This window comes from Silvibacterium acidisoli, from assembly GCA_022870745.1.
In the GTDB taxonomy this organism is placed as follows: domain Bacteria; phylum Acidobacteriota; class Terriglobia; order Terriglobales; family Acidobacteriaceae; genus Silvibacterium.
In genome coordinates this window covers 4,200,119-4,212,455 of sequence record CP085323.1, presented here as the reverse complement: position 1 = coordinate 4,212,455, position 12,337 = coordinate 4,200,119, and the positions used below count along the sequence as shown (strand labels likewise).

14 protein-coding genes are annotated in these 12,337 nt (G+C 58.3%); 5 read left to right on the top strand and 9 right to left on the bottom strand.

Features of this window, described 5'->3' with window-relative positions:
* Positions 1–5: 5 nt before the first annotated feature.
* From LJD29_RS17545 to LJD29_RS17530, 4 genes are all read right to left on the bottom strand, one after another.
* Positions 6–524: a dihydrofolate reductase family protein gene (locus LJD29_RS17545; RefSeq protein ID WP_446742862.1), complete on the bottom strand. Its 519-nt coding sequence runs from the start codon at positions 522–524 to the stop codon at positions 6–8.
* 94 nt (positions 525–618) lie between these two features.
* Positions 619–1,266 carry an ankyrin repeat domain-containing protein gene (locus LJD29_RS17540; protein WP_446742861.1) on the bottom strand — a complete coding sequence of 216 codons (648 nt, stop codon included), beginning with the start codon at positions 1,264–1,266 and terminating at the stop codon, positions 619–621.
* Positions 1,267–1,303: 37 nt separating this feature from the next.
* The gene (locus tag LJD29_RS17535; RefSeq protein WP_446742860.1) at positions 1,304–1,534 is read right to left on the bottom strand and encodes a hypothetical protein; all 231 of its coding nucleotides are present in this window, start codon (positions 1,532–1,534) and stop codon (positions 1,304–1,306) included.
* Between the two features lie 157 nt (positions 1,535–1,691).
* Positions 1,692–1,871 (bottom strand): hypothetical protein, encoded by a 180-nt coding sequence (locus tag LJD29_RS17530; RefSeq protein ID WP_446742859.1) that lies wholly within the window; start codon positions 1,869–1,871, stop codon positions 1,692–1,694.
* A gap of 89 nt (positions 1,872–1,960) precedes the next feature.
* On the opposite strand from LJD29_RS17530, the gene LJD29_RS17525 reads away from it, so the two are divergent.
* The 5 genes from LJD29_RS17525 (at position 1,961) to moaA (ending at position 6,521) form a co-directional block, all read left to right on the top strand.
* The gene (locus LJD29_RS17525) at positions 1,961–2,242 is read left to right on the top strand and encodes a hypothetical protein (RefSeq protein ID WP_446742858.1); all 282 of its coding nucleotides are present in this window, start codon (positions 1,961–1,963) and stop codon (positions 2,240–2,242) included.
* A 188-nt stretch (positions 2,243–2,430) separates the two neighbouring features.
* Positions 2,431–2,712, top strand: coding sequence for a hypothetical protein (locus LJD29_RS17520; RefSeq protein WP_446742857.1), 282 nt, complete (start codon positions 2,431–2,433; stop codon positions 2,710–2,712).
* Between the two features lie 63 nt (positions 2,713–2,775).
* Positions 2,776–4,383 (top strand): S41 family peptidase, encoded by a 1,608-nt coding sequence (locus LJD29_RS17515; protein WP_446742856.1) that lies wholly within the window; start codon positions 2,776–2,778, stop codon positions 4,381–4,383.
* A 22-nt stretch (positions 4,384–4,405) separates the two neighbouring features.
* Positions 4,406–5,011, top strand: coding sequence for a putative signal transducing protein (locus tag LJD29_RS17510; RefSeq protein WP_446742855.1), 606 nt, complete (start codon positions 4,406–4,408; stop codon positions 5,009–5,011).
* Between the two features lie 481 nt (positions 5,012–5,492).
* Positions 5,493–6,521, top strand: coding sequence for a GTP 3',8-cyclase MoaA (gene moaA, locus LJD29_RS17505; RefSeq protein WP_446742854.1), 1,029 nt, complete (start codon positions 5,493–5,495; stop codon positions 6,519–6,521).
* A 130-nt stretch (positions 6,522–6,651) separates the two neighbouring features.
* On the opposite strand, the gene LJD29_RS17500 is transcribed toward moaA, so the two are convergent.
* The 5 genes from LJD29_RS17500 to LJD29_RS17480 form a co-directional block, all read right to left on the bottom strand.
* Positions 6,652–7,422 carry a thiazole synthase gene (locus LJD29_RS17500; protein ID WP_446742853.1) on the bottom strand — a complete coding sequence of 257 codons (771 nt, stop codon included), beginning with the start codon at positions 7,420–7,422 and terminating at the stop codon, positions 6,652–6,654.
* Positions 7,423–7,467: 45 nt separating this feature from the next.
* Entirely contained in the window at positions 7,468–7,860 is a 393-nt protein-coding gene (locus LJD29_RS17495) for a type II toxin-antitoxin system VapC family toxin (RefSeq protein ID WP_446742852.1), read from the bottom strand.
* Positions 7,857–8,102 carry a type II toxin-antitoxin system Phd/YefM family antitoxin gene (locus tag LJD29_RS17490; protein WP_446742851.1) on the bottom strand — a complete coding sequence of 82 codons (246 nt, stop codon included), beginning with the start codon at positions 8,100–8,102 and terminating at the stop codon, positions 7,857–7,859. Before LJD29_RS17490 ends, LJD29_RS17495 begins: the two co-directional genes overlap by 4 nt.
* Before the next feature lie 41 nt (positions 8,103–8,143).
* Positions 8,144–8,839, bottom strand: a complete 696-nt coding sequence (locus LJD29_RS17485) for a YdeI/OmpD-associated family protein (RefSeq protein WP_446742850.1) — start codon at positions 8,837–8,839, stop codon at positions 8,144–8,146.
* 229 nt (positions 8,840–9,068) lie between these two features.
* Entirely contained in the window at positions 9,069–12,227 is a 3,159-nt protein-coding gene (locus LJD29_RS17480; RefSeq protein ID WP_446742849.1) for a TonB-dependent receptor, read from the bottom strand.
* Positions 12,228–12,337: the final 110 nt, after the last annotated feature.

The window sequence follows — 12,337 nt, the reverse complement described above, 5'->3', positions numbered from 1 at the left end:
TAGTGCTATTTACTGATCTCGTAAATGCCCGAAATGGTGCCAGATTTGTAGACGCGATGCGCTGAAAGCGCGAGCGTGGCCGGCTTGTAAGGAGGCGGCATCAGCGGCACTCCTTCACCGAGGAGAATCGGGAGGATTGTGACGCTTATCGAATCCACCTCGCCAAGGTCGAGCAAATGCCGGAAGACCGTCCCGCCGCCCATCAGCCAAATGTCCTTGCCCGGCTGGCTTTTCAGAGACCGTATCCATGAACTGGTTAGATCCGAAACAATTGTCACGCCGGGATGTCCTTGCGGCTCCAGATGCTTTGAAAAGACGAAAACAACCTTCCCGCTAAAAGCTGCGCGCCCGAGCCTTTTCATCGCGGCCTCATAGGTTTTTCTACCCATCAGCAGGGTGTCGAACTGTGCCCAGATCGCGGAGAAATCAATCTCTGGATCGATCTTGATCCAGTCTGTTTCTCCATTTGGACCCGCAATATAGCCGTCCAAGCTGACGGCCACCCCGTACTGGACCTTCCGCATAGGACGCACTCGATATAAGCGTTGGCAAGCGCCTCCATGTTAGCTGAGGCTGCGCCCAGGCAGGCGTTAGATCACATGCAAGGTTCAGCTACCTTCAAACCAGCAGCGCAGCCGCGTCGAGATGATTTCTCTCGCGCGCGTAGTCGACCGGCAGCTTGCCCTTGTCGCAGGTTGTATCTTTCTTCGCGCCGTGGCGCAGCAACAGACGCACCACTTCACTCTTGCCGGAAGCAGCAGCCTGGTGCAACGGGGAATATCCACCTGCGGCGGTCGCATTGACATCGGCGCCAGCATCGATCAGAACACGCACCGAGTCAATGGATCCGTTCAACGCGATACAGGCATGGAGCGCGTGGTTGCGTAAGGGATTGTGCGAAACCTGGTGAATGTGTGCTCCGTGTTCAAGCAGCAGGGTCACCGTGTCCGCATCGGCAAAAGCCGCAGCCAGGTGCAGCGGGGGCCAGCCGTCGCCGGAGACTTCGCGGGCCATCATCGCATCTGAAGCGATCAGCGTATGCAGGCGATGGCTGTCGCCAACGGCCGCTGCCTCCCAGATGTCGAGGTCGCCGCATTTGGCAAGGAGAAAGTCCCGGATCATGGGCTGTCCGGTATAGACGGCCAGCATCAATGCCGACACGCCTTGCGGATCGCGGGCGAGGGCAAGCTCGGGAGATTCCTCGACAGCCGAGGCAATCTCCGCGGTTTGCCCTTTACGGATCATGTTCAGGAAGTGCTGACTCATCGCCTGAGTATAGATCGCCCGACGAAGCGGGAATCAACTATGCGGCGACGGAAACCAGGACGGAATCAACGAGAGGCTGAGGTTTCAGCTGCGGCATGGTGACATCGGTGAAGGTACCACCTGCCAGGTCGGTGAAGACACGATTTGCTGTTTCCTCAATACGGGTGCTGTTCACGTGCAGCTTGCGGACAGCCATGATCGCGACCGTCGAAAGTAAAAAACGGTTCGGGATTCTGGTGCCGGCGGAATAAACCAGTTCGGAGCGCATGGTTTCTCGTTTCTTTAGCGTGTGGGGGGTGTGGAGCAGACTCGAAACCGAAGAACACCAGGAACGAGGGAGCCGAATAGGGATAGAAGCGTCCCGGACGGACGGAATAACCGTCATCCGAGGATACGCCCTGCACCGCGAATCCCGAAGTAAATTCCTATTCTTCAGCCCGCAGCAGATCTGTAAGTGTCTCCTTGTGCTTGCTCTTCCGCTTCTGCTCGCGCGGCACTTCGGCAATCACGCGCTCGGCTTTGGGCTGGCCGACTCGCTCCCGGGCGTTGGCCTTAACAGCCTTCACCGCGGAAAATGTCTTCTTTTTAGGGCGTTTCTTGGGCATGGATTTGTCGCTTGGACCAACCCTAACACTTCCCGCACGGTCGTTCTCTCCATAGAATAAGGTGTTACAAAGATGGAGGTTGGCCCGGCATGGAAGAGCGTGACTTTTTTGATGAGAGATCCGAACAGCGGAAGCACACCCTTACCTGTCCGCACTGCGGCAAGGCTGAGGAATATGAATTGGGCTGGCTGGTCCGGCGTAAGAAAAACGCGCTGCCGCGGCACGCCGACGACCGCGACCGCGCCCGTTTTGCAAAAGCGCAGTCTTACATGGTCCGCAAAGACGATATGGCCGCCTGCAAGAACATTCGCTGCCGCAAGCGTTTCGAGGTCACCGGCCTGCAATCGGTAGCATTCCTGCAGTCCGCGTAGCCGCTGTGGCAGGCAAGACAAAAACGAAGGGCGTCCGGCAAGACCGTGACGCCCTTCCTTCGTTAGAAGGAAGGCGAAAGAAAACCGGGAGACGGTCACAAGTATCTAAGTTTCATGATTTAATGGCTGGCATAGATTTTCGCCCCGATATCCCGGTTCTGTAATCTGCAAGGAGAGAGACGCGCAACATGGCCAACCTGAGCATCCCGATGGACGAGCAGAATATGACGCCCGACGACGTAGAAAACGTGATGAAGCGCCGCCAGTGGGGACTAGTCCTGCAGGTTATCTCCGGTCAGTTCGGCTTCTTCTCGGTCCTTCTGCTTCTGTGGTCCGGTCAGGATCTGACTTACTCTCCGCACCTGCTGCACCCAATGTTCTATTACAACGTCCTGGCATTTACCGCCGCAGTCATCCTGGGACTGTACGGCAGCTACCTCAAGCGCGGGTCCGACGAATACCACAGCTAGCAAACGCGGACCAGCGGCTGCGTTTGCTATACTCAGCGCCAGATTCGAGGTGAGGCTTTGACAATGCCACACTATGCCCGGCGTACGGTCTTTTCTCTTCTTGTCTTCCTCACGGCCTGCGGCCTCGCGGGGGTGCTCATCTGCGATCGCGTCGGCGCGCAGTCTGAGAAGGAAGAATCCCAGGCACATAAAAGTCTCAGATCGTTTGCCGAAGTCTATAGCGTAGTCGAGCAGAATTATGCTGAACCGCTGAACGGCGACAAGGCCATCTACGACGGCGCGATTCCCGGCATGCTGCGGACGCTTGATCCGCATTCGACCTTTCTCGATCCGGTCGAGTACGCCCGCCGCCTCGACGAACAGCGCGGCGAATACTACGGCGTCGGCATCATGATCGGCCAGGAAGACGGCGCTATAACCGTGATCACGCCTTATGAAGGCACGCCCTCCTTCCGCGCGGGAATCCGTCCCGGAGACAAGCTGGTTGCCGTGGATGGAAAATCGACGGCAGGCATTACAGTCGACGATGCCTCGGCGATGCTCAAGGGAGCGCGCGGAACCCATGTGGGGGTTACGCTTTCCAGGGAAGGCAAAGACCAGCCTTTTACCGTCGACCTCATTCGCGCCGAGATCTCCCAGCCCAGTGTTGACCTGAAGGAAGAGATTCGACCTGGTATCGGATATATCCACCTGTCACAGTTCCAGGAGACGACAGGGCGCGAGATGTCCGATGCGCTCAACAGCTTCGGTCCCGGCCTGAAGGGCCTTATTTTCGACATGCGCAACAACCCTGGCGGCATCGTTGTCCAGGCGGTTGCCACCTGCGACAAATTTCTGCAGAAGGGTCAGGTCGTGGTCTCACAACGTGGCCGCGCTCTGCCGGAAGAGATCTTTCGCGCGACCCACGGCAACGGAGGCAGGAACTATCCCATCGTCGTTCTCGTCAATCGCGGCACCGCGTCGGCGGCTGAGATTGTAAGCGGAGCGCTGCAGGATCACGACCGCGCCCTGATCGTCGGTGAAACGACATTCGGAAAAGGGCTCGTGCAGAGCATGTTCCCCATGTCGGATAACACGGCATTGGTGCTGACGACCTATCACTATTACACGCCCAGCGGTAGGCTGATCCAGCGCAGCTACGACGGTCTTTCCCTGCTCGACTATTACTTCGATCGTGAAAAGCCGAAGGAGGATGGGAACCGCGAGGTCAAGCTGACGGATTCCGGCCGTACCGAGTACGGCGGAGGGGGAATCACCCCGGATGTGCAGCTTCCCACGCCCCGGCTCAACCGCTTCCAGCAGGTCATGCTGGCGCACGACATCTTCGTGCATTTCGCCGCCCACTATCTTGCGAACCAGTCCATCACGAAGGACTTCCAGGTGGACAGCGGTGTACTGGCCGAATTCAAGAGCTATCTCTCAGGACGCAGCATCGCCTGGACCGACCAGCAACTGGCGGAAAACACCGATTGGCTGAGGAACAACATTCGGGCCGGTATTTTCTCCTCGCAATTCGGACAGCTCGAGGGCGCCCGGATAAAAACAGCTGCCGATCCCCTGATCAGCAAGGCCATCGACTACCTGCCGCAGGCTGCCTCTCTCGAACAGAACGTCGAAAAGATAGAGGCGCAGAAATCCGCACCGGGATTCGGGCCACCCACTCATCTGTAAGATCAGCCTGAAAGTTCACTCGATGAATCCAGAGCAGGAGTTGGAAAGACTGTCAGCGCACTATGCCGCGCTTTCCGAGCCGGAACTCAACGAACTAGGGTTGACATACGATACGTTGACCGTGCCGGCACAGCAGGCCCTGCGGGCAGAGTTCGAACGGCGAGGCATGCCGGCGCCCTTGATCGATGACAGTGAGTCAAGCGGCTGGCTGCCCCTGGTTACGATTCGCCAGTTTACCGAGATTCCGGAGGCGCTGCTCGCAAAGTCCGTCCTCGAATCCGCTGGCATCGAGGCCTCCCTCAGCAACGAGAATATGGTGCGAATGTTGTGGAAGTGGTCGAACGTTGTAGGCGGTGTGGGGCTCCAGGTGAGGGCCGGCGACGTGGAGACTGCTGAGGAGATTCTTGCGCAGCCGATTCCAGCTACGCTCCAGGTTGATGAGGAAGATTACGAGCAGCCCGCGTGCCCGCACTGCCAGTCGCTCGATATCACCTTTGAGGGAATCAATACCAGGGTCGGCCTTGCATCGATTATTCTGCTGCCTGTTCCGGTTCCCTGGCCCAAACAGACATGGTCGTGCCATACCTGCGGCCAGACCTGGCGGGACAGTCCCGAATCTTCAGCTTAGAATCCGGCGATCGCGCTGAAACGGAAGCGAAAGATACAATAAGAACATACGTCCTTCGGAACGCGCTCCTTTGCCTTTTGGCCCCCGGGGGTGAACGCCTCGGATTTCCCTTTTGCTTTTCATTGCATCCAAGGTAAACGAGGATGCTCGATTTCATTGACCGGAGTCAATTGCACCTGCAAATGTTTCTGTGAGACAGTGAATCAAGCGTTCTTTTTTGACACTTTGAATTTTTAGAGGGAAACCTCCTTCCATGGCAAACGCCAGGCTCCATTGCCCATCGTGCTTAGAGCAGAAAGCGTTGCGAAAGTCACATTTTCGCTGGCTTGATGTTCTATACATACCCCTGCGGCGCTACCCCTACCGCTGCCTGATCTGTAACAGGCGTTTTTACGACTCTAAAGCTCCCGCCCAGACCTCGCACGCCAAGACGGTTTGAAGCTGTTCGCTCCCATTCGCATCGAATACGATGAGAACAGGGATGTCCACTACGCTCACCAAGACCTCCGTAGATACAGCTGTGCTGACTGACAGCTACGGCAGGGCAATTACCGACCTGCGTGTGTCGATTACCGACCGATGCAACTATAAGTGCGTCTACTGCCGAACCGGCAATGAAGGCGCGCAGTTCCCAGAGCTGCCCATCGCGGATTACCTGCGGATGGTGAGGGTCTTCGTAGGCCTCGGAATCGATAAAGTTCGCCTGACCGGAGGCGAACCGCTGCTGCGGACCGGACTCACGGATCTGATTCGCGAGCTGGCCACGTTGCGCACACCCGCCGGTGACTCGCTCGACATCGCCATTACAACCAACGGACATCTGCTCGAAGACTATGCGGTAAAGCTGAAAACCGCCGGGCTCCGCCGCGTTACGGTCAGTATGGATGCGGTTGAACCAGCGACGTTCGCCCGCATCACGCGGGTGCCGGACAGCTTCGACCGCGTCCTGAGAGGTATTCGCGCGGCAAAGCAGGCTGGTTTCGGTCCCATTAAGGTGAACTGCGTGCTGCTGCGCGGCTTCAACGACGACCAAATCGTTCCCTTCGCCCATTTCGCCCGCGAAGAGAACGTCATCGTGCGCTTCATCGAGTTCATGCCCCTCGAAGAAGATCGCATCTGGAGCCCGGAGACGGTAGTTCCGGTCGACGAGCTGCTTGACAAGCTTGCGCAGGTGCGCCCCCTGGTCCGCCTTGAACCGAATACCGCAAGCGAGACGGCGCTCCGCTATACCTTCGACGACGGCATCGGGGAGATAGGCATCATCGCGCCGGTATCGCGGGCCTTCTGCGGACAGTGCAGCCGCATCCGCCTCACCTCCGACGGAAAAATCCGGACCTGCCTCTTCTCGCAGTTCGATCACGATCTCCACGGAGTGATGCGGCGGGGCGGCAGTGATGATGACCTCACCGACTACATCCTATCGACGGTTGCGAAGAAGGAAGCACGCCACCACATCGGCGAAGCCGGTTTCCTGAAGCCCTCCCGCAGCATGGTTCACATCGGCGGATAGGCCGGCTTAACGGCTCGAAGAACCCAAATACGTTCACCGCCAAGACGAAGGCCGCAAAGTCTCGAAAACTTTGCGGCTTTTCTTTGCGTCCTTTGCGGCTTGGCGGGGAGTGCTTTTATCGCGATCCCGGCTACTTCGAGATACCCTCGAGCGGAGAGCTCGCGGTAGCGTAGAGCTTGCGGCTCATCCGTCCGGCGACGTAGGCCTGGCGGCCCGCGATCACCGCATGCTGCATGGCCTCGGCCATCAGGATCGGATTGGCGGCTGCGGCGATGGCAGTATTCATCAGTACTCCGTCCGCGCCCATCTCGAGCGCCAACGCGGCGTCAGATGCGGTGCCCACACCGGCGTCGACGATCAGCGGAACTTCGGTGATCTTCTCCCGCAGGATCTGGAGCGTGGCGCGATTCTGAATGCCGAGGCCGCTGCCGATAGGCGCGGCGAGGGGCATGACGGCGGCTGCTCCAACATCGATCAGGCGACGCGCAAACACAATATCGTCAGAGGTATAGGGGAGAACTGTAAAGCCTTCCTTCACCAGCGTGCGGGTGGCCTCCAGCGTGGCCTGCACGTCGGGGTAGAGCGTGGCCTGGTCGCCTATGACCTCGATCTTCACCCAGTCGGAGATACCAACTTCCCTGCCCAGCCGAGCGGCGCGGATGGCCTCTTCAGCGGTGTAGCAGCCGGCGGTGTTCGGCAGCAGGAAGTAGCGTTCGGGGTCAATGAAGTCGAGAAGAGATTCCTTGGAGCGGTCGAGATTCACGCGGCGCACAGCAACAGTGACCATCTCCGCACCGGAGGCTTCGATGGCAGCCTGGGTCTCAGGGCCATCCTTGTACTTGCCGGTTCCAACAATCAGACGGGATTGGAAGGCCCGCCCTGCGATTACGAGGGGTTCCATGGATTTATTGTAGAGCGGATTTGAGGCCGCGCGATGTGACAGCGATTACCAAACGGTTTTCACCGCGCGGGAGCGGCGAATGTGCTGGTCGGCAGTGATCAGGGAAGCGCCTTCGGAGATGGCGGTGGCGGCGATGATGCGGTCCGCCGGATCGCCCGGAAATGCCGCCGGAAGTTTCGCTGCAATAAGGGAAACCGATGGACTGACGGGCCGCACAGTAAGCGTTGAAAGCACCCGTTCGAAGAAAGCTTCTGTCGAACTCTGCAGGTCGATGCGACCCCGCTCCGAAGCACGGGCGATTTCATAGAGAGAAATCCCGGAGATCAGGATTGACAGCGAGGAAAGACGCGCCTGCTGTATCGCCGCCGTTGCGGGACGCGACAAACCATCGGGCTCAAGAGCCAGCCAAAGTATTACGTGGGTGTCGAGAACGATCACTTTTCAGAGTTCCAGCTTTCGGGATCGTCAACCGGCGAGACGATGTCTCCCGTAATCTTCCCCATGCCTCGCGCGAAACCAAAGATGTCGTCCAGCTTTGCAGGTGGGCTCTGCTTCAGCGGCACAACCCGCGCCATGGGCTTGCCGTGTTTCGTGATGACGATCTCCTCGTGCTTGTTGTAGATCTCGTCTATCACGGACAGGCAGTGCGTTTTGAACTTCCCTGCTGGCATGGTCTTCATGGTTGGCTCCTGAAATTATGACCATGGTCATTTTACCATGGTCATAATTTGGATTCGGCGATTCGAATGGCTTCCTCGACCGCCTTGTCCGTGCGCTTCTGGCGCGACTCCGGGCTCTGGTAATTGAAGATGCCCCAGATATGGCCGCGCCGCTGAATTGGTGTCATCAGCTCCCATCCCTTGCGGACTTTTGGTGTCTTGATAAAGGCAGCCTCGAGGATGGGTGGCAGTTCGGTCTCCGCCTCTTTCATGCAATACAGGATCTCGGCCATGCGTTCGGCACGGCGCTGCCTTGTCTCGGCGCTCTTCGATGCAGTGATATTGCTGACGACGTATTTGCGAAAGCCGGGCGGAAGCTTCTCGAACCACTTCTTTAACGATGCCGCGCCAGTAAGAGCCTTGCTGAGTTCAGGAGGCATCACGTATTCTCGCTTCTCCTCATCCGGCTCGATGCTGAAACGGGCGGTACTGCCGAGGGTGACTTTCGCCGCTTTCTGCATGTCCTTTCTCACCAGCAGGAAGAAGCCTCCCTTGCCATCAGGGAAAACCGAGGAGCGAAAGGCAAACGGTTCTTTCGCCAGGAGACTTACGCTCTGAATGGATCCTTTGATCGGGAAATGCCGGGTGGTCTTCCATTCATCGCTGCTCGTTCGAGGGATACGCACGATGGTCCATCCCAGCGCGGAATCGTGCGGGACGAGCGTGGCTTTGAAGGTCTTGGCGGCGGACTTCGGCATGGCTGCCATTGTAGATGCGCGGAACCTCAGCGGCTGAAGCCGCTCCACTGCTTAATGATTGTGTCAGGGCTAAAGCCCTGACCTACCTGTTTGCACCTCGGCGGGACGCATCGACAGAATGGCACCGTCATGCAGATTCCTCGCCTTGCTCGGAATGACAAATTTTGAGACGGCAAAAAGAAGAGGCCATCTTCCACGAAGGAAGATGGCCGGGAGGCGTTCCAACAGGCTAGAAGAAGTACTTCAAAGCCAGCTGCAGTTCGCGGTTGTCGATTGCGGTCGAGGTAACCTTGCCGAAGTTGCCGTCGCCGAGATTGGCATCGGGTGTGGACCACTGCGGCGTGTTGAAGGCGTTGAATGCCTCGAAGCGTACCTGCAGGCTCTGCTTCTCATCGAAGGGCATCTTGAGTTCCTTCATGATCGAGAGATTGAGCACGCGGGTGGCCGGAGAGACCAGCGGGTTGCGGTGCGAATCGCCGTATTCATAAATGCTGGGCGTGAATGCGGCGGTGTTGAACCAGTTGTCGATGCTGCGATGATCGACGGTCAGCTTCTGGCCTGGAACCACGTTCGGGCGCTCCCACATGCCGTCGGTGTTCTGCGTGTCCGATGCTTCTTCGATGTCATACGGATTGCCGCTGGCGACCTGAATGAGGCCGTCGAGCGTCCATCCGTTGATAACGCCTCCGAGTGCACGATTAACCTTGGCGCTGGGCAAAGCCCAGACATAGCCGATGGCGAGGTTGTGCCGCTGATCGGTCACGCCGCTGGCCCATTCATGCGGATCACGCGGGTTCTGGCAGCCGCAGCCGCCGCCGTTCGTATCCCACATCTGGTTGTCGAGCTCGTGGGCAAACGTATAGGCCACGGTCAGGCTGAGGCCCTGCGTAAGGCGATGCTCGAAGTGTGTCTGCAATCCGTTATAGTTCGACGCGCCCTGGAAATCCTGGTAGCGGATGCGGGCGAAGGTGTTGTAGGGGCGGCGTGCCTGGATGTCACCCGGACCCGGGGCAGGCGAGTTGAAGTTCTTGATGCTCGAGTCTTCGTTGGTTCCCTTCACGCCGACGTAGGAGATGTCGAGCACGTTGGAACCGAACTGCTTCGAGACGGTCAGGTTATAGGTCTGCAGGTAAAGATCGGGATGCTTGCGGTCCGCCGGCAGCGTGACGGCGTTGAAGTAAGGGTTCGCGGGATAGAGCGCAGCCGGTACCGGCGTCTCGATGGTCGCGATGGGATCGGTGCTGGGATTGGTGATCGTAAGGCTTCCCGCGGTAGGCGGATTGAGCTGCAGGATGTTGATGTGGTCGAACTGCCCTCCGTAGTAAGAGAGGCTGTATCCGCCGCGCACCACCATCGTCGGCGTTGCCTGGTAAGCGAAGCCGAGGCGCGGACCGAAGTCCTTGTGGGAGATGCTCCAGATGGGGTCGAGGCGCTCGCCGGGACCAGGCGTGAACGTCGGCACAGGAGTGCTGAAGTCGAGCGTGCGGCTTACGTTGTTGATATCGACCGGCGGTGCGAAGAGATCATAACGCACGCCAAGGTTGAGGGTCAGCTTCGGAGTGACGCGCCAGTTGTCCTGGAAGAATTCAGCCGTGCGCCACTGACGGGCCTTGGTGATCGGCACACCTTCCGGCGTGAGCGATGTACGCGGATAACCGAGCATGAACGCGGCGGCCGGATCGCCCGAGATATCCGAAGTGAAGTCCATCTCGCCGAAGGGAGTGTTGTTGGTTGTTGCGTTGTCCTGCAGGTGGCGAAGGTCGGCGCCGAAGACGAGAGTGTGCTTGCCCTTCGTCCACGTCATGGTATCGACGAGTTGATAGGTGCGGCTGTCGTCGAGATTCGATGCAGCCTTATCGTCGCCCATGCCGAGATAGCCGGAGATTTCGAGCAGCGGGAAGCCTTCTTCATTCGGCTTCAACGGACGGCCATTGGGGCCTCCCACGTTGTAGCCGTTGATGCCGAGCGATTGCACGGTGAAGCCTGTCCCGGTGCGGGTGCTGAGCTGCTGCACGTGTTCGAGATCAGTGCCGAGGCGAAGCTCGTTGACCAACTGCGGCGAAAAGATGTGCAGGTACTGCAATGCTGCATTGTGAATCGGATAGGTTCCGGTGAAGGTGAAATTCGGATTCAGGTCAGTCGTCGGGAAGTTGCGGTTGGCGTAGACATAGTGGACGAAGAGCTGGTCCTTGTCGCTGAATTTGTGATCGAGGCGAATCAGGTACTGGTTCACGCTCAGATTGCCTTCACTTGAGCCTGCATAGTTCGATCCGCCGTTACTGCTGGCGATGTTGGGCAGCGGCATGTAGTTGTCGATGATGTTTCTCGCAACCGGATCGACGGGGATCTGGTTGTTTGGGTAAGCCGCGCCGGTGTTGGGATTGATGATCGGCGTCGAGCTTGCGGAGAAGTCTCCATTGCGCTGCGCCTCTGTCAGCACGATTGCGGTGCCCGGGAACTGCTGCACGGACCGCAGGCCTTCATAGCTGAAGAAGAAGAAGGTCTTGTCCTTGACGATGGGGCCGCCGACCGTGCCCCCGAACTGATTCTGCTTGAGCACGTTCTTAGGCAGCGGAGACGGCAGGAAGTAGTTGCGCGCGTCTACCGCGTCGTTGCGGATGAACTCGAAGGCGCTGCCGTGAAACTCGTTCGTTCCCGACTTGAGCTGGATGTTGACGTTCGCGCCCGCGCTGCCGCCGTACTCCGACGAGTAGTTGCCGGTCTGTACGCGGAACTCCTGGATGGCATCGATCGACGGATAGAGATTCACGTATGCGTGGCGGTTGTTGACCATGGTCACGCCGTCGACGTTGATCTGTCCCCAGGTGGAGCGGCCGCCATTCGAGCTGATGGTCGAGCCGTCGGTGCTGGACGAGTGAACGTCGGGGTTGTAAACGCTGACGCCGGGGGTGAGCACGGAGAGGTCGTCGAACTTGCGTCCGTTGAGCGGCAGGTTCTGTGTGCGCTCAGGGCCGATGACCGCGCCAAGGCTTGCGTTTTCGCTCTGCAGCAGCGGCTGCGTGGCCTGAACCTCGACGACCTGTTGCGTGGATGCCGCGCTGAGCTTGAAGTCGAGCTTATCGAGTTGGCCTATCTGCAGGACGACACCGTTCTCTGCCTGGGTACCGAAACCAGGTGCGGAAACACGGATGTCGTAACTGCCGGGCTTGAGGTAGCGGAGTTCGTATTCACCTTGTGAGCCCGTGCTCACGGTACGGGAGAAGCCATTTGCAGCAGAAGAAATGGTGATTGTGGCATTGGGCAGAACGGCGCCGGAGCTATCGGTGGCGGTTCCTGCAAATCCTGTATCGACGGACTGGCTCCAAATGGAACAGCTGAAACAGATAGAAGCAAAAACGATCAAAGACTTCGCGAAGCGAGAAAGCATGGTGTTTCCTCTCAGTACAGCAAAGTTTGAAGACGGCTTGATTTCTAAAAAACCATGTGTGACACCGATGTCGAATCGCGAGGACGGCAATTCGAGCAGAAGAATTTATC

Coding starts and splice junctions, on each gene's coding strand:
- LJD29_RS17545 (WP_446742862.1), bottom strand. CDS start 524: ATGCGGAAGGTCCAGTACGGGGTGGCCGTCAGCTTGGACGGCTATATT.
- LJD29_RS17540 (WP_446742861.1), bottom strand. CDS start 1,266: ATGAGTCAGCACTTCCTGAACATGATCCGTAAAGGGCAAACCGCGGAG.
- LJD29_RS17535 (WP_446742860.1), bottom strand. CDS start 1,534: ATGCGCTCCGAACTGGTTTATTCCGCCGGCACCAGAATCCCGAACCGT.
- LJD29_RS17530 (WP_446742859.1), bottom strand. CDS start 1,871: ATGCCCAAGAAACGCCCTAAAAAGAAGACATTTTCCGCGGTGAAGGCT.
- LJD29_RS17525 (WP_446742858.1), top strand. CDS start 1,961: ATGGAAGAGCGTGACTTTTTTGATGAGAGATCCGAACAGCGGAAGCAC.
- LJD29_RS17520 (WP_446742857.1), top strand. CDS start 2,431: ATGGCCAACCTGAGCATCCCGATGGACGAGCAGAATATGACGCCCGAC.
- LJD29_RS17515 (WP_446742856.1), top strand. CDS start 2,776: ATGCCACACTATGCCCGGCGTACGGTCTTTTCTCTTCTTGTCTTCCTC.
- LJD29_RS17510 (WP_446742855.1), top strand. CDS start 4,406: ATGAATCCAGAGCAGGAGTTGGAAAGACTGTCAGCGCACTATGCCGCG.
- moaA (WP_446742854.1), top strand. CDS start 5,493: ATGTCCACTACGCTCACCAAGACCTCCGTAGATACAGCTGTGCTGACT.
- LJD29_RS17500 (WP_446742853.1), bottom strand. CDS start 7,422: ATGGAACCCCTCGTAATCGCAGGGCGGGCCTTCCAATCCCGTCTGATT.
- LJD29_RS17490 (WP_446742851.1), bottom strand. CDS start 8,102: ATGAAGACCATGCCAGCAGGGAAGTTCAAAACGCACTGCCTGTCCGTG.
- LJD29_RS17485 (WP_446742850.1), bottom strand. CDS start 8,839: ATGCCGAAGTCCGCCGCCAAGACCTTCAAAGCCACGCTCGTCCCGCAC.
- LJD29_RS17480 (WP_446742849.1), bottom strand. CDS start 12,227: ATGCTTTCTCGCTTCGCGAAGTCTTTGATCGTTTTTGCTTCTATCTGT.